The organism is Arthrobacter sp. UYCu723, from assembly GCF_054059215.1.
In genome coordinates this window covers 3,987,502-4,010,774 of the sequence record NZ_JBSSBW010000001.1, presented here as the reverse complement: position 1 = coordinate 4,010,774, position 23,273 = coordinate 3,987,502, and the positions used below count along the sequence as shown (strand labels likewise).

At 66.5% G+C, this 23,273-nt stretch carries 22 protein-coding genes, 1 tRNA gene and 3 pseudogenes; 19 read left to right on the top strand and 7 right to left on the bottom strand.

Features of this window, described 5'->3' with window-relative positions; genetic code table 11:
- Window positions 1–7 precede the first annotated feature (7 nt).
- Window positions 8–1,312, bottom strand: a complete 1,305-nt coding sequence (locus ACVWZ8_RS18715; protein ID WP_456505454.1) for a M20/M25/M40 family metallo-hydrolase — start codon at window positions 1,310–1,312, stop codon at window positions 8–10.
- A 153-nt stretch (window positions 1,313–1,465) separates the two neighbouring features.
- Between ACVWZ8_RS18715 and ACVWZ8_RS18710 the strand changes: the two genes are divergently transcribed.
- From ACVWZ8_RS18710 to ACVWZ8_RS18695, 4 genes are all read left to right on the top strand, one after another.
- A tRNA-Leu gene (locus tag ACVWZ8_RS18710) sits at window positions 1,466–1,548 on the top strand.
- Window positions 1,549–1,747: 199 nt separating this feature from the next.
- The gene (locus tag ACVWZ8_RS18705; RefSeq protein ID WP_426977843.1) at window positions 1,748–2,362 is read left to right on the top strand and encodes a hypothetical protein; all 615 of its coding nucleotides are present in this window, start codon (window positions 1,748–1,750) and stop codon (window positions 2,360–2,362) included.
- A gap of 419 nt (window positions 2,363–2,781) precedes the next feature.
- The gene (locus ACVWZ8_RS18700; RefSeq protein ID WP_426977844.1) at window positions 2,782–2,997 is read left to right on the top strand and encodes a hypothetical protein; all 216 of its coding nucleotides are present in this window, start codon (window positions 2,782–2,784) and stop codon (window positions 2,995–2,997) included.
- 92 nt (window positions 2,998–3,089) lie between these two features.
- A complete protein-coding gene (locus ACVWZ8_RS18695) occupies window positions 3,090–3,500 on the top strand; it encodes a hypothetical protein (protein WP_456505453.1) in 411 nt (136 codons plus the stop codon).
- A gap of 202 nt (window positions 3,501–3,702) precedes the next feature.
- Here the strand turns inward: ACVWZ8_RS18695 and ACVWZ8_RS18690 are convergent, their stop codons facing one another.
- The gene (locus ACVWZ8_RS18690; protein ID WP_426977846.1) at window positions 3,703–4,164 is read right to left on the bottom strand and encodes a GatB/YqeY domain-containing protein; all 462 of its coding nucleotides are present in this window, start codon (window positions 4,162–4,164) and stop codon (window positions 3,703–3,705) included.
- Between the two features lie 329 nt (window positions 4,165–4,493).
- Between ACVWZ8_RS18690 and ACVWZ8_RS18685 the strand changes: the two genes are divergently transcribed.
- Window positions 4,494–6,344, top strand: a complete 1,851-nt coding sequence (locus ACVWZ8_RS18685) for a hypothetical protein (protein ID WP_456505452.1) — start codon at window positions 4,494–4,496, stop codon at window positions 6,342–6,344.
- 63 nt (window positions 6,345–6,407) lie between these two features.
- Here ACVWZ8_RS18685 and malQ read toward each other — a convergent pair whose 3' ends face one another.
- A complete protein-coding gene (gene malQ, locus ACVWZ8_RS18680; RefSeq protein ID WP_426977848.1) occupies window positions 6,408–8,576 on the bottom strand; it encodes a 4-alpha-glucanotransferase in 2,169 nt (722 codons plus the stop codon).
- 9 nt (window positions 8,577–8,585) lie between these two features.
- Window positions 8,586–9,188, bottom strand: a complete 603-nt coding sequence (locus tag ACVWZ8_RS18675; RefSeq protein WP_456505451.1) for a hemerythrin domain-containing protein — start codon at window positions 9,186–9,188, stop codon at window positions 8,586–8,588.
- Window positions 9,189–9,368: 180 nt separating this feature from the next.
- Between ACVWZ8_RS18675 and ACVWZ8_RS18670 the strand changes: the two genes are divergently transcribed.
- The 5 genes and pseudogenes from ACVWZ8_RS18670 (at window position 9,369) to ACVWZ8_RS18650 (ending at window position 13,920) form a co-directional block, all read left to right on the top strand.
- Window positions 9,369–9,722 carry a TraR/DksA family transcriptional regulator gene (locus tag ACVWZ8_RS18670; RefSeq protein ID WP_456505450.1) on the top strand — a complete coding sequence of 118 codons (354 nt, stop codon included), beginning with the start codon at window positions 9,369–9,371 and terminating at the stop codon, window positions 9,720–9,722.
- Complete coding sequence (locus ACVWZ8_RS18665) at window positions 9,719–10,498, top strand: M50 family metallopeptidase (protein WP_426977851.1); 780 nt, start codon at window positions 9,719–9,721, stop codon at window positions 10,496–10,498. The genes ACVWZ8_RS18670 and ACVWZ8_RS18665 overlap by 4 nt, the downstream gene beginning before the upstream one ends.
- 9 nt (window positions 10,499–10,507) lie before the next feature.
- The gene (locus ACVWZ8_RS18660; RefSeq protein ID WP_456505449.1) at window positions 10,508–11,617 is read left to right on the top strand and encodes a glutathione S-transferase family protein; all 1,110 of its coding nucleotides are present in this window, start codon (window positions 10,508–10,510) and stop codon (window positions 11,615–11,617) included.
- Window positions 11,618–11,641: 24 nt separating this feature from the next.
- Window positions 11,642–12,764 (top strand): annotated as a pseudogene (locus ACVWZ8_RS18655) (serine hydrolase domain-containing protein).
- Window positions 12,765–12,795: 31 nt separating this feature from the next.
- Entirely contained in the window at window positions 12,796–13,920 is a 1,125-nt protein-coding gene (locus ACVWZ8_RS18650) for an FUSC family protein (protein WP_456505448.1), read from the top strand.
- A gap of 171 nt (window positions 13,921–14,091) precedes the next feature.
- Here the strand turns inward: ACVWZ8_RS18650 and ACVWZ8_RS18645 are convergent.
- Window positions 14,092–14,432 (bottom strand): annotated as a pseudogene (locus ACVWZ8_RS18645) (IS701 family transposase); the annotation flags it as partial.
- Here ACVWZ8_RS18645 and ACVWZ8_RS18640 point away from each other — a divergent pair.
- Window positions 14,404–15,114 (top strand): hypothetical protein, encoded by a 711-nt coding sequence (locus ACVWZ8_RS18640; protein ID WP_426977855.1) that lies wholly within the window; start codon window positions 14,404–14,406, stop codon window positions 15,112–15,114. The pseudogene ACVWZ8_RS18645 and the gene ACVWZ8_RS18640 sit on opposite strands and share 29 nt — an antisense overlap.
- 396 nt (window positions 15,115–15,510) lie before the next feature.
- Here the strand turns inward: ACVWZ8_RS18640 and ACVWZ8_RS18635 are convergent, their stop codons facing one another.
- The gene (locus tag ACVWZ8_RS18635; RefSeq protein WP_426977857.1) at window positions 15,511–16,653 is read right to left on the bottom strand and encodes a glycosyltransferase family 4 protein; all 1,143 of its coding nucleotides are present in this window, start codon (window positions 16,651–16,653) and stop codon (window positions 15,511–15,513) included.
- Window positions 16,654–16,781: 128 nt separating this feature from the next.
- Here ACVWZ8_RS18635 and ACVWZ8_RS18630 point away from each other — a divergent pair, with 128 nt between their 5' ends.
- The 8 genes and pseudogenes from ACVWZ8_RS18630 to ACVWZ8_RS18595 form a co-directional block, all read left to right on the top strand.
- On the top strand, window positions 16,782–16,931 hold the full coding sequence (locus ACVWZ8_RS18630; protein WP_426977858.1) for a hypothetical protein: 150 nt from the start codon (window positions 16,782–16,784) through the stop codon (window positions 16,929–16,931).
- Between the two features lie 64 nt (window positions 16,932–16,995).
- Window positions 16,996–17,946, top strand: coding sequence for an IS1595 family transposase (locus ACVWZ8_RS18625; RefSeq protein ID WP_456504401.1), 951 nt, complete (start codon window positions 16,996–16,998; stop codon window positions 17,944–17,946).
- A gap of 478 nt (window positions 17,947–18,424) precedes the next feature.
- Window positions 18,425–19,381, top strand: a complete 957-nt coding sequence (locus ACVWZ8_RS18620) for a hypothetical protein (protein ID WP_456505447.1) — start codon at window positions 18,425–18,427, stop codon at window positions 19,379–19,381.
- The gene (locus ACVWZ8_RS18615; protein WP_426977860.1) at window positions 19,378–19,800 is read left to right on the top strand and encodes a phage holin family protein; all 423 of its coding nucleotides are present in this window, start codon (window positions 19,378–19,380) and stop codon (window positions 19,798–19,800) included. The genes ACVWZ8_RS18620 and ACVWZ8_RS18615 overlap by 4 nt, the downstream gene beginning before the upstream one ends.
- 14 nt (window positions 19,801–19,814) lie before the next feature.
- Window positions 19,815–20,426: a DUF3618 domain-containing protein gene (locus ACVWZ8_RS18610; RefSeq protein ID WP_426977861.1), complete on the top strand. Its 612-nt coding sequence runs from the start codon at window positions 19,815–19,817 to the stop codon at window positions 20,424–20,426.
- 71 nt (window positions 20,427–20,497) lie between these two features.
- A complete protein-coding gene (locus ACVWZ8_RS18605) occupies window positions 20,498–21,619 on the top strand; it encodes a YihY/virulence factor BrkB family protein (protein ID WP_456505446.1) in 1,122 nt (373 codons plus the stop codon).
- 256 nt (window positions 21,620–21,875) lie between these two features.
- Complete coding sequence (locus ACVWZ8_RS18600) at window positions 21,876–22,172, top strand: hypothetical protein (protein ID WP_426977863.1); 297 nt, start codon at window positions 21,876–21,878, stop codon at window positions 22,170–22,172.
- Window positions 22,169–22,718: pseudogene (locus ACVWZ8_RS18595) on the top strand (Nramp family divalent metal transporter); the annotation flags it as partial. The gene ACVWZ8_RS18600 and the pseudogene ACVWZ8_RS18595, both read left to right, overlap by 4 nt.
- On the opposite strand, the gene ACVWZ8_RS18590 reads toward ACVWZ8_RS18595, so the two are convergent.
- A complete protein-coding gene (locus tag ACVWZ8_RS18590; RefSeq protein ID WP_456506008.1) occupies window positions 22,707–23,228 on the bottom strand; it encodes a hypothetical protein in 522 nt (173 codons plus the stop codon). The pseudogene ACVWZ8_RS18595 and the gene ACVWZ8_RS18590 overlap by 12 nt on opposite strands.
- Between the last annotated feature and the right edge of the window lie 45 nt (window positions 23,229–23,273).

Sequence of the window (23,273 nt, the reverse complement as noted above, 5' to 3'; positions counted from 1 at the left end):
TTTCAGCTCAGTAGTTGGTGAGCAGGGTGTCCAGCACCCGCGCGCCGAATTTCAGTGACTCGGCCGGGACTCGCTCGTCGACGCCGTGGAACATTCCGGTGAAGTCCAGCTCGTCCGGCAGCTGGAGCGGGGCGAAGCCGTAGCCGGTGATGCCGAGCCGGCTCAGCGCTTTGTTGTCCGTGCCCCCGGAGAGCGTGTACGGCAGGACCTTGGCGCCGGGGTCCTCGGAGTGCAGGGCATCGATCATCGAATCGACGAGGTTCCCGGCAAAGGGGACCTCCAGGGAGACGTCGTTGTGGACATAGCTCACTTCCACGCCGGTGCCCGCCAATTCGCGGACGATCTCCAGGACCTGCTGTTCCTGGCCGGGCAGCGTCCGGCAGTCCACAAGGGCCTCGGCCGACTCGGGGATCACGTTGTGCTTGTAGCCGCCCCTCAGGAGTGTCGGGTTGGTGGTGTTCTGCAGCGTCGCGCCGACGAAGCGGGCGACGGTGCCGAGCTCCTTAAGGATCTTGTCCGGATCATCGGGATCGAACTCAACCCCCGTGAGTTCCGTCACGCCGTCCAGGAACTGCCGGGTGGTGGGTGTCAGTTCCACGGGCCACTTGTATTCACCGATCCGCGAGACGGCACCGGCGAGCCGCGTCACGGCGTTGTCCGTGTTGATCTGGGAGCCATGGCCGGCGCGGCCGTGGGCCACGAGACGAAGCCAGGACAGGCCCTTTTCGGCGGTCTGCAACAGGTAGGTGCGCTGGCCGCCGATGGTGGCGGAGAAGCCGCCCACTTCGGAGATCGCCTCGGTGGCGCCCTCAAAAAGCTCCGGGCGTTTGTCGACGGCGTAGCCGGCACCGTATTTGCCGCCGGCTTCCTCATCGGCGAAGAACGCGAATATGAGGTCCCGCTTGGGTTTGCGGCCGGTGCGGGCGAAGTTGCGCAGCACCGACAGGATCATGGCGTCCATGTCCTTCATGTCGACGGCGCCGCGGCCCCAGATCAGCCCGTCCTTGAGTTCCGCACCGAAGGGGTCAACTGACCACTGGTCACGGAGCGCGGGAACTACGTCCAGGTGCCCGTGGACCACGAGGGCGCTGGCGGACGGGTCCTCCCCTGCCAGCCTAGTGACCACACTGGCCCGGCCGGGAGCAGACTCGAAGATCTCGGCGTCCAGCCCGACCTCAGTCATAAGTCCCGCCGTGTATTCGGCGGCCGCACGCTCGCCCGGTCCTGACCCGTCGCCGTAGTTGGAGGTGTCGATCCGGATCAGTTCCTGGCAGATCCTGACAACTTCGTCCTCGGGCCGGATTTCAGTCATGGGGCACTCCTTGTGGCGGGGGCTGATTGCTGGCTTCAGCCTACCCACAAGCCCCGATTATTTGTTTCCGGAAACTTCATGCTAGAGTCTTTCTCGCTGCTTCGGAGAAAAGCGAAACGCCGAAAGGCGGAAATCGCCTCCGAATTACCACCTGCGCGGGTGGCGGAATGGCAGACGCGCTAGCTTGAGGTGCTAGTCCTCGAAAGGGGGTGGGGGTTCAAGTCCCCCTCCGCGCACAACAGGAAAAGCCCTGGAATCCAAGGATTTCAGGGCTTTTTCGTGTCTCCCCCACGCGAGGCCCAGTTCCACCCCGGATTCCACCCAGTGCCGCCCTGGAGTTGAGGAAGATCGCCGCCGGGATCGCCCGGGCACCGGGAACACGCCGCACTGAATGGAGCACCGCAATCCGTCCGGACCGCGGCCTAAGCTGGTCCCGTGAACCCGACCCCGACTCCGAGCCCCATCGATGTCTTCGTGCATACAGGGCCCGCTGAGTGGTGGCAGCTTCTTGCTGCCTTGGGCCCACTGGCGGTCCTCCTGGGTGCCGCCCTCGCCGCGCTCATCGGCTGGAACACGCTGCGGCAGCGGACTGCCGCCGACGCACGCGCCCTGACCCAAAAGTCCGAGGCTGACAACCGCTCCGAGTGGTGGAAGCGGACCCAATGGGCACTGGACGCCATCCTGTCCGGGGACAAAAAGCGGGGTACCGTCGGGCTGAAAGTCCTCGGCGTACTTGGGGAAAGCCCCCTGGCAGGATTCGGTGAGCTGGCCGTCCTGGAAGCTGCGTGGAAGAAGCCCCTCGCCGGCGCTGAGCAAAAACTCGTCGCACAGCAGCGCCAGGACGAAGAGCCCTCGCACAGCTCTGCTGAATCGGCCCAAGGGGAGCTTGTTTGGAACGAGCCTGCCGGGGCCCCCGACGTCGACGAGGACGAGCGGGCCATGCAGATCGCCGCGGCCCAGCTTCGCATTGTTACCGACCGCCGCCTCGGCAAGCCCACACCTGAATGGGTGACGGAACTCGCGAGCGACGAGCCGCGCCACACTTCCTGACCCCTCTGCGCCGTCCAGGTGATGGGCGCGGCCGTCGAAAGAGGCGACGGCGTCGATCTCAGGGCGGAGAGTGTTGAACCTCGCGGTGGCCAGGGCGCGTGTCGTCGAGATGAGCTACTGCACCTGCCCGCCGAGCCACGGCTGGCTGTTGGGTCCGGACAGGTCCGGAGCCACCACGGAGATCTCATCGGACTGGGTGTAGGCCCCACGGCCGGAACCACACCCGCTACGCCGGCGTCCGTGGCCCAGGAACTCCGCACCACCTTCGGCTCCGGAGCAGGGCGTAACGAAACCGGGCCGTCAGCGTCTTCCGGCCCGCCATGCCGCACAATGAGTTCCGGACCGGCCGACGTTGACGGCTCCGCCCAGGGTGCGACAACCGTACGATCAGCACTCTTTGCCACCAATTTGGGGGAAACATGAGCAACGAATACCGCCTTGCCGACGGCTCGCCGCGGTACGGATCACGCACTGAAAGCTACACCCCGTATCAAGAAGTGCCAGCGCCCGTCGTCCGCGTCGAAGAAGCAGCCGAGGCGGCGGCCCGCCTGGGACTGGATGACATGGCCGCAGCCATCAGCCGCCGGCTGACAAGCTCCTGGGCCGACAAGACCGATCCGCTCGTGACGGGCTGAGGAAAGCCCACCCTGAGGAGCTGGCCGCCGCCCGCGCCCTGGTCAAGCTGCACCTCGGCTCCCAGCGGCAGTGGCGGCTGAAGGCACAGGCCGTGCGGGACAAGCACCTGGCCGGGACCATGCGCCGGCGCCGCGCCTCGGGTAGCGCCCGTGAAATCCTTCTGCTGCGGCTCGTCCTGATGGGCACCCTGATTGCATTGCCGTCCTCCATCGTGGCAACCGGCCGGGAGGACCTGCTGAAGCTCGTCCTCGTCGGCGTGGCGTGCATTGCCCTGGCGTTCATCGGCGGGCACTTCATCACCTTCCATTCACGGGTGCCGGTCATGCCGAACATCCGGAACGCCTGGCAGAGCGAGCTGCGCGAGGACATCGTCGACGCGACCCTGGTCGCCATCCTGCAGAACAAGGGTGTGGATCTCGACAGTCGGACCGCGGACGCCGGCCGCCGCGGATGGATGAGTATCCAGGTTGCATCCAAAACTGTGGAGGCCCTGCACTGCTGAACCGCTCCATGGGCAACGAAGCCCGGAACGGTGAACGCCTTCGGGGCTCGGTGTTGCTGGTTCAGGAGATTTTCCCGGCCCGGGCTCTGCCGTTTGTCTGGATGAATAATCTGAAATACGACGGGTCCTCATCAACACCGTCATCCAGCATGACGAGGCCCGTCCCAACACTGTGCTCAGGGCGGGTCCCCTTCGTCGCCCGCTACGCCAGGCGGGCGCGGACGATCTCGCTGACGGTCTTGCCGTCGAAGCGTCCCGCCACCTTCACCGTGACCGGCTTCATCACGGCGCCGATGGAACGCATGGAGAGCTCCTGGCCGTCGGCCCTGAGCGCGGCGACCGCGTCGTCGACGATGGCCTCGACCTCGTCACGGGTCAGTGCCTTCGGAAGGTACGCCTCGATGATCTCTGCCTCGGTGACCTCCGCAGCGGCGCGCTCGGCCTCGCCGGCTTCGTTGTAGATGCGGGCGGTGTCGCGGCGTTTGGCCGCTTCTTTCTGCAACAGCGACGTCACCTGGGCGTCGTCCAGCTCGACGGGCGTCTTGCCGGACTTCTCGCGCGTGCTGATCTCGCCCAGGACGTTGCGGACAGTCGTCAGTGCGGTCTTATTGCCGGCCTTCATGTGGCCGACAACGTCTTGCTTCAGGCGCTCTTTCAGCGTCATGGTGTTCCTCGTTTCGTTGGGTACCCGCCGGGTACCCACGGCTGGTGTTGGGTTCGGCAGCGGCGGGCGCCCTTCCCGTTTACTCTTTCATAACTGTGAACCGGGCATCAGCCCCCATGGAGGTGAGTTTGTGGGTAGTCCCGGCGGCAGCTGATGCCCGTGGCAAGGTTTTCCCAAGCCGCCAGGGGCTACGGTACCGTGATGCGGCTATGGCGGCACGAGTGGCCGCACTTGTGGTCCTCTCATTGTGCCGCTGCGGGAACAACCCCGTCATGGCGGGCCCCGGCAAGCGTTGATGGAGCGTCTCAAGTCAGAGCGGGGGCAGATCAATGGTTCGGCTGCAATGGGCCCGAAGAATCGCGGCACTGAATCTCGTTCTGCTGGCGGGTCTCGCAATCGGTGTCGCGCCGGCCCAAGCCGCTGTCAGCTGCGATCCCGCCGCACCGGCACCGTCCAACAACTATCCGGGCACAACAGTGGTGGCGACCAACTTCGAGTCGGGAAGCATCACCGGTGCCGGCTTCAATGCCCCCACGACCGGGGGCACCGGAACAGCGACGGTCGTCTCGACAGCCGCGCACTCGGGCCGGTGTTCCGCCCACCTGCATGTGACGACGGACCCGAGCTCCCTCGCCAATTTCTCCGCCTCCCTGCCGGCAGCGAGCAACGAGGTCTACGCCGACGGTTGGTTTGACGTCACCCGTGCCGGAGTCTCCGGAAACGACGTTCCCTATTTCCGGTTTTTCAAGGGCAGCACCAGGATCCTGGATGTCTTCCGGAGCAACGACAACGGCGACCTGGTGCTTCGGGTTACGTCGCCCACCGTCGCCGGACAATTCGGTTACACGACCCTGGCGGGGAGCGTCGCGCTCGGGACCTGGCATCACCTGACAATGCATGCCATAGCCAACGGGCCGTCTACAACGGTGGAGATCTGGTTTGATGACAAGCTGCTCTATGCCAGCAATGAGGTGGCGAGCGGCGTCACGTCGTTTACGGCGGTGCAACTGGGTGCGGAGCACCGACGGCAGTCAGGCGACAGCTACATCGATGACGTCGTCATCAAGAGCGCAAAAGCGGGCACCCGGCTTCCCGGTACGTTTGCTCCGATCACGCCCACCCGGCTGCTTGACACCCGGACCGGGTCCCCGGTCGGTGCGGATTCCGCCGTGTCCTTCGCGGGAGTCAACGGAATCCCGGCCAAGGTGGCATCCGTCGTGTTCAACCTGACGGTCACCTCGCCCAAGGCCGCAGGCTTCGCCACCGCCTATGCCTCCGGTTCCCCCCGCCCGAACGCGTCCAACCTGAACTTCAACGCCGGCCAGACCCTGCCGAACCTGGTCACGGTCCCGGTGGGGGCCGACGGGAAGGTCACGCTCTTCAACCGCTCCTCCGGCAGTTCCCACCTGATAGCGGACGTCACCGGCTACTACGCCCCGGGCACCCCGGCCACCCCGGGCGCCTTCAAGTCGCTCGCGCCCTCCCGGATCCTGGACACCAGGAATGCCTCAGCCGTGGCCGCCGATACGCCGTTGTCCTTCCAGGTCGCGGGCGTCAACGGGATCCCCGCCTCGGTGGCAGCGGTGGTCTTCAACCTCACCGTGACCGAGCCGAAGTCCTTCGGATTCGTCACCGCCTACGCCTCAGGCACGGCGCGGCCCAACGCGTCCAACCTGAACTTCAACACCGGCCAAAACGTGCCTAACCTGGTCACGGTCCCGGTCGGGGCCGACGGGAAGGTCACCGTGTTCAACCGCTCCGCCGGGACAACCCAGCTCATCGCCGACGTCGCCGGCTACTACCTCCCCGGCACACCGACCGCATCGGGTGCCTTCAAAGCCATCGGACCCACCCGGGCACTGGACACCAGGACCGGCTCCGCCGTCGGCGCGGACTCCGCCGTTTCCTTCCGGGTCTCCGGAGCCAACGGCATCCCCGCCAACGTGTCCGCCGTCGTCTTCAACCTGACCGTCACCTCGCCCAAGTCCTTCGGTTTCGTCACCGCGTTCGCTTCCGGTACGGCGCGTCCCAACGCGTCCAACCTGAACTTCAACACCGGCCAGACCATTCCGAACCTGGCCGCTGTCCCGGTAGGCTCCGACGGCCGGGTGTCGCTGTTCAACCGCTCCTCGGGCAGCTCCCAACTCATCGCGGACATCGCGGGGTACTTCCTGAGGTAGGTGCACGGGCAGCACACCGATGTCTGGCGACGGGGGTCCGTCCCAGGCCGTGGATCGGCCAAGTCAGGTACCTGGCTGCAATGCCGTGCGGACAGTCCTGATCAGGGAACGGAACCCCGGATCGTCCGGCAGCCCGTCGAGGATGACAGGGCCGTGGGGACCGGCCAGTGGTATGCGCCAGTTTGGATATTGCGTGCTGGTCCCGGGCTGGTTCTGCGTCCGGGTTTCGCCGACCGCATCCACGAGGGCCACCCCCAGCAGCGACGACGGCGCCAGCGCGGTGAACGCGTACAGGGCCTCGACCGTCGCCTGTATGTCCTGCCGGACGCCTGTGGGTCCGTCAGCCGGCAACAGCCCGCGCTCCCGGACGAGGGCCAGCACGGCCTCCTGCTCGGCGGCGGCCTCGGCGCGTTCCTCGTCGACCGGACGCTGCAGCAACCCCAAAGACTCGCGGAGGTTGACGTGTTCGCCGGCCAGGTAGCCCGCCGTCGGCGGCAGATCGTGGGTATTCACGCTGGTCAGGCACTGCTGGCGGTACTTTTCCGGCGGGATCGGCCCGTCCGCGTCGTGCTCAAACCAGAGGATCGACGTTCCGAAGATCCCCCGCTCGGCCAGATAGTCCCGGACCCTGGGTTCGAACACGCCCAGGTCCTCGCCGATCACGATCGCCCCGGCCCGCTGAGCCTCCAGGGCCAGGATGCCGATGAGGGCCTCATGGTCGTAGTAGACGTAAGTCCCCTGCTCCGGCCCTGCCCCCGCCGGGATCCACCACAGTCGGAACAGGCCCAGGATGTGGTCCACCCGGATCCCGCCGGCATGGCGCAGCACGGTCCTGAGCATGTCGCGGTAGGCGGCATAACCTGATTCCGCGAGCCGGACCGGGTGCCATGCCGGCTGGGTCCAGTCCTGGCCCTGCTGATTGAACATGTCCGGTGGCGCGCCGACCGTGACGTCCCGGGCCAGCACTCCGGCGAGGGACCAGGCGTCGGCACCGCCTCGTTTCACCCCCACCGCAAGATCGTGAATGACGCCGATTTCCATACCCGACTGCGTGGCCGAACGCTGCGCCGCTTCCAGCTGCCGGTCGCAGCACCACTGCATCCAGCGGTGGAATGCGATCCGGTCGGCGAGCAGAATCCGCTGCTCCTTGCAGTAGGGGGTGTCCGGTGCTGAGGCGGCCGCGGTCCACTCCGGAGACTCCGGGCGTAGCTTCTCGGCCAGTGCGCACCATAGCGCGAAGTCATCGAGTCCTTGCCCCTCCGCGGTGCAGAAATCCTCGAACGCGCGGGCGCCGGCGGGGCCGGGCTGGACCCGGAAGACCAGTTCAAGGGCAGCAAGTTTTGCGGCGTAGCTGGAGTTGCGGTCCAGCAGCCCGGCGGAGCTGTTTGCGGGGTGCTGTTCTTCGGCCAGCCGCTGGACCTCGGCCCGGCCGGCGGGCTCCAGGTAGCCGTATTCGGGAATCTCCTCCACCCGGAGGTACAGCGGGTTGAAGAAACGCCTGGTGGCGGGCAAGTACGGAGAGTCTTCCACCGGCGGCCGCGGCTCCGCGGCGTGCAACGGGTTGACCAGCACAAAACCTGCGCCCTGCTGCCCGGAAATTGCCGCAAGGTCGGCCAGATCGGCGAAATCGCCGATCCCCCAGGACCGGGAGGACCGGACGGAATAGAGTTGCGCGGTCAGTCCCCAGTTCCGTCGGCCCGCGAGCGCCTCGGTAGTGCGGAGCCTGCGCGGGGTGACCACGAGCGGGCACTGGACCACGGTGCCTTCGGAGTCGGCCAGCAGGGTGTGCCACCCAAGGGGAAGGTGATCCGGCACGGCGAACGTCGCGCGTCCCGTCAGGACGCCGTCGACGTCGACGGGCGCGTCCCAGTTGTCCCGCTGGGCAGCCTCCTGCCGGCCACCGTCCTCGGCCTCAATCCAGACGCTGACGTCGCTTCCGTGCGGAACATGGACGTCGACGTGGGTCTCCTGCCCTTCGCGCACGACGACGGCGGCCGGCAGGACGCGCCGCCACGGCGCCAGCCGGGCGTCGTGCAGCGCCCGCTGCATTTCCTCGGCTCCGTGGGCCGGGACGCCCAGCGCTGCCAGGACGGCCTGCAGGGTGCTGTCCGGTACTGAACGTTCGACGCCGTCCCAGCCCCGGAACGTTGTCCCTACTCCGTGCGCCGCCGCGAGCTCCCGCAGCAGCCCGCCTTCGATGTGAGTGTTGTCGTGGTGCGTACCGTCCGCCATGGGGCCACTCTAGACGGTGCCCCCGCGGCCGGCGCGTGCTCGACGCACGTGGGCGTCGCCGACCAGTTCGGAAAGGCCCCCCACGGCCTGCGCAAGCGAGAGCCCAGGGGACGCCACGATGAGCGGCAGGAGGAGACGGTTCGCTTTGTCCACGTGCACGGCGAAGATCTGCCGGATGGCACCGGCGGCCACCGCGGCATCGACCCCACTGGCCCCGCGCAGGTCCTCGGCCAGCCCCGCGAGCACCTGATGCTCGGCCAGCATTCCTTCCACGAGCAGTTTGCCCTCGGGTGTATCCCCGGCACCTCCGTAGAGGGGGCCTTCTTCGGCGAGCGCATGCGGGACCAGTTCGGTTTCGCACCATTCCACCAGCACTTCATGGGCATCGTGCTCGGCCACCGCATCCCCCGCCTTGACGGCGTGCGTGAGCGTGGAGACCAGGGCGTCGAGCCGCTTGAGCATGCTGGCATGATGCTGCTCCACGGCCTCAAGGGCGCCGGCTTCCTCGCCGGGGTCTTTGGCGGCAGGGTTCAGCGTCCCAGTGTTCAGTGGCCCGGAGTTCAGCGTCCCGGGGTTCCGTGGCCCGGTGTCACGTGGCACCGACTCATCCATGAAGCTGCCCTCCTAACGTGACCCGGTACAGGGGTCAGCCCGCGATTTCCTGCTCTTTTCTTTTACCACTGTAGGGCCGGGCTGTCCGCGGCGAACGGGCCTTTTGGCCCGTCTACTGACCCCTCGTTGCCGGCTCCGCTTTTCGACGCGGGGATTCGTTCCGCGCTAGCCTTGCAGCCTATGGTCGACGTCGAACGGTTCCGGATGCTCCTCCAGGAGGAGCGCCGCCGGAAAATAGCCCTCCTTCCCGCGCTCCAGCGGGACATCACCTCTGTGAACGCCGCCCGGCAGGACTCCAACGTGGACGATGAACACGATCCGGAGGGGGCGACGATCGCGTTCGAGCTTTCCCAGGCCTCGGCACTGCTGGAGCAAAGCAAGGCCGGGCTGGCCCAGATAGACGCAGCCCTTGCCCGCATCGATGAAGGCACCTACGGCCTCTGCGAGGTCTGCGGCGACGAGATCGCGGAAGGGCGCCTTGAGGCGAGGCCCTGGACTCCGTACTGCATACGTCACACCTCGGGAAGGGCATGACGAACCCCGTCGGGGACAACCCTGCCGGGACCTGGTGGGACCGGATCGTCTCCGGCTTCAGCCAGTCGCAGCTTCCCCACGTCACCGGCACCGAGCTCGCCGTCGTGATGCTCCTGGCCGTCGCCCTGTCCCTGCCAAGCGCCACCTGGCGATACTTCGGCCTGCTGGCCACCGTGACCCACGAACTCGGCCACGCCTTCGCGGCCCTCATGACGGGCCAGCGGCTCGGCGGTATCCGGTTGCGCCTGGACCACTCCGGCACCACCACCACGTACAGCCGGGGCCGCCTGCCCACTGTCTGGTCCACGTTTTGGGGCTATCCGGTGCCGGCCGTCGTCGGGGCCGCCATGGTCTGGTGCGGTTTCAACGGCTGGGGTCCCGCGGCGATGTCGGTGGGGACCCTGCTGCTGCTGGCATCGTTGGTGTTCATCCGCAACGGGGCGGGCCTGCTGATCACGACGGCTGCGGTGCTGGCCGCCGCGCTCCTCGTGTTGTTCGTGCCGCCGGAATTCAACGGCCACGTCATGATCGTGCTCGGCCTCGCCCTGCTGGTTGCCGCCGTCCGGGACCTCGGAAAGCTGGCGAACGTTCATCTGCGACGCCGGGACAGGCTGCCGACGTCGGATGCGTACCTGCTGTTCCGGGCCACCTCCATCCCCGCAGTCGTGTGGATTGTGCTCTTCGCCGCCGTGGTGGCGGGCGCCTGGTGGTTTGCCTGGCAGCCGATGGCGCGGGTAGTGACCGCCCTGCTGGGTCACAGCGATTCCCCGTCATAGGCTGGGTCCATGAGCCAGACATCCACGAGCAAGAGCCCCTCCAGTGCGGACCACGGCGGCACCGCCCACACGGATGACGCCGGATTCAGCACCCGGGGCGCCTATGTCACCGGCGGAGCCGAGTTCAGCAGGGACACCAACTACATCGAGGACCGGATCACGCGGGACGGCACCCCGGGCAGCAACGGCGAACCCGGCTGGCCCGTGGAACCGGGGCGGTACCGGCTGATCGCGGCCCGTGCCTGCCCCTGGGCCAACCGGACGGTAATCGTGCGGCGGCTGCTGGGCCTGGAGGACGTGATCTCGCTCGGGCAGCCCGGCCCCACCCACGATGCACGCTCCTGGACCTTCGACCTGGACCCCGGCGGCAAGGACCCCGTGCTGGGAATCGAAAGGATCCAGGACGCCTACTTCCGCCGGTTCCCGGACTATCCACGCGGCATCACGGTGCCGGCCATGGTGGATGTCCCCAGCGGGCAGGTGGTCACCAACAACTTTCCCCAGATCACGCTGGACTTTTCCACCGAGTGGACCGCGTACCATCGCCCCGGCGCCCCGGAACTGTACCCCGGGCACCTGCGGGAAGAGATCGACGCGGTCAACAAGCGCGTCTTCACCGAGATCAACAACGGCGTGTACCGCTGTGGCTTCGCCGGCTCCCAGGAGGCGTACGACGCCGCCTACGACAGGCTGTGGACAGCCCTGGACTGGCTGGAGGAGCGGCTCGCCGGCCGGCGGTACCTCGTGGGCGACACCATCACCGAGGCCGACGTCCGCCTCTTCACCACCCTGGCCCGCTTCGACGCCGTCTACCACGGCCATTTCAAGTGCAACCGGCAGAAACTCAGCGAAATGCCGGTGCTCTGGGCCTACGCGAGGGACCTGTTCCAGACGCCCGGTTTCGGCGACACGACGGACTTCGTGCAGATCAAGCAGCACTACTACATCGTCCATGAGGACATCAACCCCACCGGGATTGTCCCGAAGGGACCCGCGCTGGGCAACTGGCTCACCGACCACGGCCGCGAAGCGCTCGGCGGCCGGCCCTTCGGCGACGGTACGCCGCCCGGACCCGTCCGGGCGGGCGAAGAAGTCATCCCGGGGCACGGGGCGGCCTGAACGGTGCGGCCCTCAACGACATCGCTGTCCACCGGGTTCGCTACAGCGGAATTCTCTGCCGTCCGTGCGCTGTTCGACACCTTCCTGGCCGAGGATCCGGACTACAGCGCCCAGCTGGCGGTGTACCGCGAAGGCGCGAAGGTGCTCGAGCTCAGCGGCGGTCCGCAGCTGGCCCCCGGTGACATCACCGGCACGTTACTCCTGCTCAAAGGGGGTGGCAGCCTTCGTGATCGCCCTGCTCGTGCAGGACGGGACACTGGACCTGGACCGGACCATGTCCTCCTACTGGCCGGAATTCGGTGCCCAGGGCAAGGACCGGCTCAGCGTCCGGCAGGCACTCTCGCACCAGGCCGGCGTGCCCGGCGTCGTCGGCGGGTTCGCCCTGGACGAGTTCACCACTGCGGCCGCAGCAGCCAGGCTCGCCGCCGCGGTGCCGCTCTGGCGCCCGGGTACCGCGTTCGGCTACCACGCGCTGACCATGGGGATCCTGATGGAGGAGTTGTGCCGCCGGGTGGCCGGCACCACCCTGCAGGAGCTGTACGAGGCACGCATCCGCCGGCCGTTCGGGATCGACTTCTTCCTCGGACTGCCCGAGGACCAGGAACCGCGTTACCGGGACGTCCTGTACGCGGAAGACCCGGACCGCTCGTGGCTTGACCCGCACAGCCTGGCCGGTCTGAACAGCAACGCACCGGTCAGCACCATCATGGAGCTGCCAAACCATCGCGCCATCCGTGCCGGCGGGATGAGCAGTGCCGGCGGCGTGGGATCCGCCGACGGCCTCGCCCGGCTCTATGCCGCCGCCACAACGGGGCTCGACGGCGGCGCGCCGTTCCTGACACCGCGGACCGTAGGGACCATGTCCGAGGAACAGGTGTGGGGGCTGGACCGTGCCTCCGGCCAGGACAACGCCTTCGCCATCGTGTTCATGAAACCGCAGCCGGGCCGCGACTTCGGCAGCCACCGCGCCTTCGGCCACGAGGGGGCCAGCGCCGCGCTGGGCTTCGCGGACCCGGCGTACGGGCTCGGCTTCGGATACGTTCCCCGCCGCAACGAAGAAGGCCGCACCAACGGGCGCGCCCAGCGACTTTCGGCCGCCGTCCGGAAGGCCGCCCACGCTGCCGGCGGAAAGTTCCTCCATTTGTAGCAGCAATGCCCCCCGCCTAGGGTGAGCCGGGATGCGTACGACACCAGAGGCGACAGACACCAGACACCCCCCGCCGTTCCGAAGGCTCTGGCGGAGCGTCAGCGGCGGCGTGGTTTCGGCGCTTCTCTGGCCCCGGCTGCAGCTGGCCCTGAAGGCGGCGCTCGCCGCGGGCCTTGCCTTTTTCATTGCCCCCTTTATGCCCGGTTCCGCTGCCGATTACCCCTACTACGCGCCGCTCGGCGCGTTGGTGGCGATGTACGAGAATGTTTCCGGCTCCCTGCGCCAGGGCGTGCAGACGCTGGTGGGTCTGGCGTTAGGGATCGGCCTGGCCTTCATGCTCTTCAGCCTCGGGGAACCGACCCCGGTGACGGTCGCCATCGTCATGGGGCTGGGTGTCATCCTCGCGGGGCTGCCCCGAATCGGCTCCGGCAGCGACTGGATTCCGACGGCGGCGCTCCTGGTCCTGCTGGTCGGCGGCCACAACCCGGACGAATTCTCCTTTGGCTACCTGGTCCAGATGGGAACCGGCGTCACGGTAGGCATCCTGGTCAATCTCCTGGTGTTCCCGCCGCTGCACTTCAAAGCCGCGGCCCTCAGCATCGCGGAGCTGCGGCTGGCTCTCGCCCGGCAGCTCTGGGACATGAGCAAGGCCCTGAATGAGAACTGGCCGCCCGAGCACGAGGACTGGTCACGCCGCTCAGATGCGCTCGCAGCCTCGGCCCGCTCCGTGCGCCTGGCCGTGGAAAAGGCGGACGCCAGCCGCCGGGCGAATCCTCGGCGGCGGCTCCATCCGCGGGACATGGAGCTGGACTACCGCAACCTGCGGGATCTGGAACGGGTGACGTTCCATGTGCAGGACGTGACGCAGGTGTTGTCGGATGTCATCTGGGCCGAGGACACACCGTTCGTTGTGCCGGACGAGTACTTCGCGCAGCTGGCTGAGGCGATGTCAGCGGTGGGTGACGTGCTGCACTCCATCGAAGAGGAGAGCACGGAACGGCAGCTGGAGCTGGTCGAGACGGCCGACGCCGCCGTCAAGGACCTCACCCGGCGCATCGGTGCGGAGGAAGCGGCCACTGACGCGCCCAGTGCTGTCGAATCAATCCTGCTGAGCCTGCACCGGGTGCTTCGTATCGTGAAGACCACGGGGGCCTAATACTACAGTCGCGTTTATGGGTGTGCCCGCGGGCCTTGTAATGACAGTATCGTGCACGCTGCTGATGTTTCCGCCGCCAGATCGAATGCCCCAGGATCCGATCCGGGTGAAGTGTCCGGTACCAGATCAGCCGGACCAGCAGGTGCCTGGTCTCCGGCAGGGAGAACCGGATCAGTTCCCCGTCCCCGGCGGCAGGGCCCCTTTTTTAGAGCGGTTGACGGTCAGGGAGGCGTGGGCGAACATGGAGAGGGTGACGTGCAGGTACCAGCCGGCGTATTGCCGCACCTGGTAGTGGTCCAGTCCGGTTTCACCCTTGGAGGTTTGGAAGGTTTCCTCAATCGCCCAGCGGGCACCGGCGATCTGACCAGCTCGGCCAGCGAGACCCGGTTTGGGCCGGGGCAGATGTAGTAGGCCAGGTCGGCGGGGTCCATCGGGGACCGGCGGGCCAGCAGCCAGTGTTCCCCGGTTTCGGCGGGTCCGTTGATGCGGGTCCGAGCCCAGGAATACCGGCGGTCGGGCCTTCCCACCCAGCTGGGCCCCGCCCAGCTGGTGGGGCTGCTGACCTGGCTGGCCGCCGCAATCGTGCTGCACGACGGCGTCATCGTGCCGCTGTCCAGCCTGGCCGGCGCGGGACTGACGCGCCTGGGCTCCGGATGGCGGCCCGCCTCCGCAGCGGTGCTGCGCGGGGCCCTCATGACAGGTGCCGTGGTGACCCTGATCACCGGAATCCTGCTCAAGGCACAGTCCGAGGCCCGCAACACCAGCGTCCTTGAGGCCGACTACGCCGGGCACTTCCTCTGGTTCTGGACGGTTCTCGCCCTGGCCGCAGCGGCCGCAATCGTCGGCTACCTCCGCTACGACACCACCACCGAGCTGGCGAAGCTCAACGAGATCTGGGAACTGGACCGCGTCTTACCAACTACTTGCTGCCACAAGGAGAAACTCATTGAAAAGCAGCGCCACGGGGCGAAAGTCAGCAAGAAGCACGACGACCCGGCCACACCCCACCAACGCGCGATCCGGCACGGGAAGATGCACAAACGCCCGGTCATCCAGATGAACTCCGCCTTCAAGCAGTTCAAACCCGGCGCCCTCTCACGCCGAATCCTGGCGCTCACCGCCCAGCTGGAAACACTGGCCCTGGCGAAGAAACCGGCACAACCCAAACCTGTCAACAGGGCCTGGAACAACTGAACTCCCGAAGGTTTTTCAATGAGGCAACGAAACACCCAGGCGGAGGTTTTCAGATGAGGCAACGAATCACTCTTCCCGGAGGTATTGCAATGAGGCAACAGGGATAGATGCGCCTGTGCTGTGGTCGCAACCGAGACTGTCCGCGGACTGATGGAACAGCGGAGCGGCCGCGTTCCGCGCTCAAGAGTCGCGGCCGCTCCGTGGCGCCGCGATGCTCCGACCGTCCTCCCCGGATGAGGTCCATCGGGATTGGCAGCGACGGCTGAACCGCCGGCACCGGACAGGCCGGCCCGAATTCGACTCGGCACCCGCATCTGATCCTGTGGCCGAGGGATAATCTATCGCCCTGGCGCAGCCACACACAGGCCGCCGGTGTTGGATCCGAAGCGCGGCTCGTCATCGGGCAGCGTCGATGCCGCCATCGTCAACAAAAACGGTGGAACCGGGCAGCGCCATTTGTCGGTCGGGGAAGCGCCACGTATTGATGGGCTCCGGGGCGGCCGCAGCGACCGTCGGTGCCGCGGTGCCGGCGCAGATCTCGGTGTAGAGGGCAAGATGCGCGGCGACCATTCGATCGGCACTGAAATTCTGCTCCACGGCCCGGCGGCAGGCCGTCCGGTCCAGCCGTTCGCAGTCCGGCAGGGCACGCACCAGCCCCATGGTCGTGGACCTGAGGAAGCCGCTGACCGCGTCTTCGACAATTTCGGGGGCCGAACCGTTGGGAGTGGCCAGCACCGGGGTTCCCGCCGCCAGCGACTCGATCATGACCATCCCGAAAGGTTCCGGCCATTGGATCGGATTGATCAGGGCAAGTGCTCCGCCCAGCAGCTCGTATTTCTCCAGGCCGCCCACCTCGCCGAGAAACTCCTCATTGGAACTTAGCCTTGGCCGGATCTGCGTGTTGAAGTACTCATGTTCCTGCTGATTCTGCATCTTTGCGGCAATGCGGAGCGGAACCCCGCCCGCCCGCGCGATCTCGATGGCCTGCGTGACTCCCTTGTGCGGGTGCATTCGGCCCAGAAAGCACGCATAGCCCCCGTCTCCCCGGCCGACGGGGATCCCGTCCATCGCCAGGCCATGATGGATGACGGCAGCGATCGGAATGTCCGCTGCCGTGCCGGCCTGGTGCTCCGATATCGCCACGATGGCCACATCGGCGTCGAAGGCCCGACAGAGTGACCGGACCTTTGCCGCAAAGGGGCTATGCACCGTGGTCACGACCGGAACGCCGGCAGGCCGGTGGCGGTACACGGGGCCGGCGAGCGTGTGGTCGTGGATGATATCGGTGTCCGCCATGGCGGCGTACGCACGAACGACGTGTTCCAACTCGTCCAGGGTGTTGCCCATGGTGACGCCCTTCGCGGACCCGGTCCCGGGAACCGTCCGGACCGGACACGTGCTCTCCTGCGGCGCGGCGAGCAACACCTCGTGTCCCGCCCGGACCAGGCCACGGGCCAAGGTGTCTATCACCGATTCAATTCCCCCGTATCCCGGCGGCGGCACGGGAATCCAGGGCGGGGCCACGATGCCGATCCGCATAGCGCAAGGCTAGCCCGGTTCCGCCGCGCCGCCAAGCGCTTCTGATCGGTTCCGCCACGCTGGGGCACGGCGCGTGATGACCCGAACCCCGGGGGCCCGCCAACTCCGCGCCGGAAGATGACGGGAGGATGGCCGTCGCCGAAGAGCTTGCCGGTGACGGCGCCGATCAGGGCTTCGAGCTCAAGCTGTCCGGCGGCGCGCCGGTCCTTGCGTACAGCGGGTTGAGCGGGCCAAGCGACGCGACTTGCGCACCGATCCAGGCAAAGGGCTTTTTGTAGGCCAGGATGCTCAGGCCAATATCGTCGGTAGTGGGTATCCGGTTAGCTCAGGTAGACTGCGTAAATGTCGAGACCGGACTTTCCGAAGACGATTCTGGAGTTCCAGGCGAGATTCGGCGACGAGCAGGCTTGCCTGGGCTATCTGTTTGAGTGCCGCTGGCCGGATGGCTATTCGTGTCCCCGGTGCAAGGGGGAGTCCGCCTGGCCCGTGGCGGCGCGGGGGCTGTGGGAATGCGCCGCATGCCGTTACCAGGTTTCGCTGACAGCCGGTACCGTGCTCCACAAGACCCACACTGCACTGCATTTGTGGTTCTGGGCGGCCTACCTGATGACGACGGGAACTCCGGGGATCTCGGCCAGGCAGCTGCAGCGCCAGCTCGGACTCAGCCGCTACGAGACGGCCTGGACCATGCTCCACAAACTGCGCCGCGCCATGGTCAACCCCGAACGCACCCTGCTGACCGGCGAGGTAGAGGTGGACGAATGCGAAGTCGGCGGCCCGGAGGTGGGCCGGCGCGGCGGCAGAAATCTCACGGCCCGGGCCGCGCAGATAGTCGTGGCGGTGGAGGTGCGTGGTCAGGGCTCCGGACGCGTCCGGATGAAGGTGATCCCCAACGCGTCCGGCGACACCTTGGGCACTTTCGTGACAGACACTGTGGCTCCCGGCGCCATCGTGCACACCGACGGCTGGATGGGGTACGTCCCGTTGAGGAACAAAGGCTACGACCACCGCCCGCGATCCCAGCGGGCCGCCAAAAGAGCCGGCGACCCCGACCCTGTCCTTCCCCGCGTGCACCGCGCCATCAGCAACTTCAAGACATGGCTGCGGGGAACCCACCGCTCCGTGGGCAATGAACACCTGCAGGTGTACCTCGACGAGTTAACGTTCCGCTACAACCGGCGCAGCACACCCATGGCGGCCTTCCAATCCCTGCTCGGTCTCGGCGCACAGCAGGCGCCAGCCACCTATCGCCAAATCGTCGCCCACGGTCCGGGATCGAAAAGCACAACCTGAGCTAACCGGATACCCACTACGCCGGTAATGCCCTGACGGGCTGCCGTGTCGGCGCCGACTTCCCTCGAGAGCCGGCCGAGAGTTTCGCCGTGGGCGAGCCCTTCCAGGTCCTGGCCGCCTGCCCGAAGAGACGCTCACCGGCCGCCGCGGCTATCAGGTTACGGTGCAGGTACGCAGCCAACGAGCGTTCGCCGATTGTGTCGCTCCCATGCCGTCCCGCATTCATGTTCAAGCCCGTTCGTAGTTGTGGCGTCCTGGCCGATGGCAGACCGCTTGCATCCTCCCCGGTTCATCCGGAGCCGCCCCCGTGTCCGAGGCCGGGGCGCTAGGGCAGTCAAACCCCGAATCGGGGCCTGCCATCACCCACAAAATTGATGCAGCAAGGCACTTACTATCTGATAGTAATCAAGCTTACGATTTTATCGCCAGTAATTTCTGGATCTTGATCAGCAGCCAACCGTTTGGAAAGAGCGCGAAGATGACAGAGAGCCAATGGCCGCAGGACGGGAGCTACGGCACCCTTGGGGCCAGCCAGCAAACGTCCGTCCCGAACGATGCCGCTTATCCGGCGGCGCCGGGTACACCGGGTTCGCCGTCGAAGACGGAGACAGCCAAGCATGAGGCCGGGGATGTTGCCCACCAGGTAACCGACTCCGCGCAGCACGTGGGGGAAACCGCTAAGGCCGAGGCCACCAAGGTCGCCGGTGAGGTCAAAGCCAATGCCAAGGATCTGCTCTACATGGCAAAGACGGACCTCACGGACCAGGCCGGGATGCAGCAGCAAAAGGTGGCCCAGGGCATGCATTCCATCTCCGGCGAGCTCCGCACGATGGCTGACGCTTCCGTGCAGCCCGGCGTGGCCACGGATCTGGTTCGACAGGCGGCGGACCGGTCTGCCTCCGTGGCGTCGTGGCTGGAGGGCCGGGACCCTGGCTCGCTGCTCAACGAGGTGAAGACCTTTGCACGGCAGCGCCCGGGCACGTTCCTGCTCCTGGCGGCCGGGGCGGGAATCCTGGCCGGCCGGTTGACGCGCAGCCTCAGCGAGGGAGCCCCGGACAACCAGGCCGCTACGGCAGGAAGCGGGAGTGCCGAACGGGCACCGATCTCCGGCGCTCCCGATGACCGCACCTCCGGCTCCTACCAGGCCGGAGCCGGAACGGCCGTTCCCCCGCCTCCGGTTCAGCTGCCGGGCCCGGATGTCACGACCGCTGGAATGGCAGGCGCAGACGGCCGTGCGGGCTCGTATGCGGGCGCTCCCAGTACGCATCCGGCGGACATCTATCCGCCCAACCCGCTTGCGGACGAAGGAACGCAGCAGGACGAGCGGTCCGGCGATACCATGGCCGGCCACGGCGTCCCGGAAGCCCCGCCGGCCGGCGACCGTGCGGACGACGTCCCGTACCGTGACGATCCCCTCGGTGGCGGTCGGCGATGAGCAGCCAATTTCCGGAAACACCTCCCTCGGCTGCGCAAGCGAAGGCGGAGACGACGTCCCTCGGTGACCTGCTCGGAGACGTGACCCGGGACATGTCCACGCTGATGCGCCAGGAGGTGGAACTCGCCAAAGCCGAGCTGAAGCAGTCGGCCACCCGCGCCGGGAAGGGCAGCGGAATGCTGGCCGGGGCCGGCGTGGCCGGTCACTTCGTGCTCCTGTTCCTTTCCCTGGCGCTCTGGTGGGCGCTGGGAACGGTGACGGGGCTGGGCTGGTCCGCCGTCGTCCTCGCTGTGATCTGGGGCATTATCGCCGCTGTTCTGGCCGCCGTCGGCCGCAAGCAGCTCAACGCGATCAAGGGCATGCCCCGGACCGCGGAGACGCTCCAGGAAATACCACCCACCCTCAAACCCAGCCACTAGAGCAGGTACACACGATGACTGAAAACCCGGACGCCATCCGCGCCGACATCGAAGCAACCCGTGCACGGCTCGGCACCGACGTCGACGCCGTGGCCGACAAAGTCACCCCGTCGCACATAGTCCAGCGGCAAACGGACAAGGTTAAAGACGCCGTGTTCGGCATGAAGGAGAAAGTCATGGGAGCAGCCGAGCACACCTCCACAGACCGGGTCCATTCAGGCGCCCATGCGGTCACCGGAAGTGCCGGCGCGCACCTGGCCGACGCCGGCGCGGCGATCGGTGACGCGCCGCACCAGCTCAAAGCGAAGACCCAGGGCAACCCGATCGCTGCCGGCCTGATCGCCTTCGGTGCCGGAATGCTGCTCTCGTCCCTGATCCCGGCCAGTGAGAAGGAACGGGCGGCCGCCGAAACACTCAAGGCCAATGCCGAGCCCCTCACGACCGAACTGACCGAAGCGGCGAAGGACGTCGCCGAAGGGCTGAAGGCGCCCACGCAGGAAGCAATGGAAAACGTCAAGGCAACCGCTCGGGAAGCCACCGACCACGTCAAAGCAGAAGGCCAAACCGCCGTTGACGACGTGAAATACCGCGCCGAGGACGCCAAGGACAACGTCCGGGAGGTGTAGCCACACCGGTACCGGGCAGGCCTGTCCTCGCTGCGGCGGGGCAAGCCTGTCCAGATTTGAGGATGTTTCCCATGGCCAACAACCCCGCCACCGAGAACGGCACCACCGCGAATACCGGTGCTGAAACCGATGAAAGCAGCACCGCCAAGGCCCGGACGGCACCCGACCCGGACGATTCCCGCAAACCGGACAGCCCCACCGAAGTCACCAGGCCCTCATGGAAATACATCGCCAAGAAGACACTCCGTGAATTCACCAAGGACCAGTGCCCGGACCTCGCCGCCGCCCTGACCTACTACGGCGTCCTTTCCATGTTCCCTGCACTGCTGGCCCTCGTTTCGCTGCTCGGCATCTTCGGGCAGGCCGAGAAGACCACCGAGGCAATACTGGAAATCGCCCAGCGCATCGCGCCCGGCACCACGCTGGAGATCATCAAACAGCCCATCCAGGAGCTGACCAGCTCATCGGCCGCCGGCATCACACTGATCGTCGGTGTCCTGACGGGCCTATGGTCCGCGTCAGGCTACGTCGGTGCCTTTGGTCGGGCAATGAACCGCATCTACGAAGTCGATGAAGGCCGCCCCTTTTTCAAGCTGCGGAGCACCATGCTGGCAGTCACCCTCACCACCGTAGTCATTGTGGCACTGACGGCCGCCATGCTGGTGCTCAGCGGTCCTGTGGCCGAGGCCGTGGGCGGCGCGATTGGACTGGGCGGAGTCTTCCTGACTACCTGGAATATCCTCAAATGGCCCGTGATCGTGCTGCTCGTGGTGGCAGTCATCGCCACCCTGTACTACGCCACACCCAACGTGAAGCAGCCGAAGTTCCGCTGGATGAGCATGGGTTCCTTCATTGCCCTGATGATTTTCGTGATCGCTTCGCTGGGTTTCGGCTTCTATGTCGCCAACTTCGGGAACTACAACAAGACCTACGGCACGATCGGCGGCGTCATCGTGATGCTGCTGTGGCTGTGGATCCTCAATATGTCCCTGCTCTTCGGCGCCGAGTTCGACGCCGAGATGGAGCGCGGGCGCCAGCTCCAAGCCGGCATCAAGGCCGAGGAAACCATCCAGCTGCCGCCCCGGGACATAAAGCAGAGCGACAAGCTCCAGGCCCGCGAGGAAGCGGACATCCGGCGGGGTCGCGACCTGCGCGAACGTCACGACCGCGAGCGGCGGGACCAAAGCCCCTAGCGTAAACCGCCGGCCCGGCGGTCAGAGTTTCCGGGGCAGGTGAAGCCCTTTAGACCGGTCGGGTTCGTCCCGAAAATCTGGAGGCACGCATGGGAGCTGGCGGGCAGAGACGAACGACCTGCCGTTGCCGCGCGGCCCTTCCACTGGCCTTTTCGTTGTTGCTTGGTGGTTGTGCCGCCGGCGGCGTTACGGAGTCTGTGTCTCAGGCAGTCGATGAGAGCATTTCGGCTGTCGGACGGCACATCTGGCTGCCGCCATGGATGCATCCGGACAATTAACCGACGTCGCTGCGTCAACTGCGCTCGAGGATGCCCGGCAGCAGCTGGGAAAGGCGCGGACAACAGTCCTGGAGCTCTCCCCCATGGTGCAGGAGGACCGCGACGTGCGCGGCGCGGCGCTGTCGGTCATGAATGAGTGCATGGCCGCTATGGTCGCAGTCATCGAATCCGCGTCCGGTGCTGACGGTGCCCCGTCAATCGCCGAAACGGACAGTCTTCTGGAGTCCGCGGCGGACAGGCTGTCGGAACTGAAGAAGCGGCTGGGCGGGAAATGAAGCGGCTGCTGGGAGTCGCCCTGGGCGTTCTGACCGCCATCGGAGGCTTTGTCGACATCGGCGACCTGGTGACCAACGCCGTCGTCGGTTCCCGCTTTGGCCTGTCCCTTGTCTGGGTGGTGATGGTCGGAGTGCTGGGCATCTGCCTGTTCGCGAACATGTCCGGGCGGGTAGCTGCAGCGTCCGGCCGTGCGACGTTTGAGGTGATCAGGGAGCGGCTCGGCGCCCGTGCCGGCCTGGCGAACCTCGGGGCATCGTTTTTCATTAACCTGATGACGGTTGGAACTCGGCGGGATCTCCCTGGCGCTCCAACTGGCCAGCAGTGTCCACTATCTGTTGTGGATCCCCGTGGCCGTCCTGGCGGTCTGGCTGGTCATCTGGCGGGTGAAATTCTCCATCATGGAAAACGTCACCGGCCTGCTCGGGCTGAGCCTGATAGTTTTCGCCGTCGCACTCTTCCTCCTCAAACCTGACTGGGGTTCCCTGGCCGGGCAGGCCCTCACCGCGGCCGTCCCCGAATCGGAAAACGTCTCCTCATACTGGTACAGGGGCGAGCCGGCTCCCGCTTGTATCCAAGAGAAGTGGTTCCAGGTCGCGGATCTGTCCCACTGCGCGATCGAGGAGACGCTGTATCCGGTTCTGGTCGATTTCCAGGTCGGTGCTGGTCAGAACGATGAGGGTCTTCCAGAGCAGCACTTTGCCGGAGACTGCTGCAATGAGCGCTTCCAGTTCCAGCTGTCCGGCGGCCCCATCAGGGGAATGCATCGGATTCAGCGGGTCCAAGGCGGCCAGGTGCGCCCCGATCCATGCCAGAGGTTTCTTATACGCGGGCATGTCCACATGCATCTGTTCACAGATTTCCTGGAGCGCTGCTTTATCCTCGCTTACCTCCACGGCAAGCCGGCTCAGTTCGGTCCCGAGAGGTGAACCTGCCCAGGACTTGGCCGCCTGCTCGAACAGCCGTTCGCCCGCGGACGCAGCCATCAGATGGCTATGCAGGTACGCCGAGAAAGAGTTGCTGTTCCCCTTGTCATCTGCCCGCGTGTTTCCGCCCATCGGCTTTCCTTCCGGTTACGTGTTTCACCTCATCGACCCCGCCGG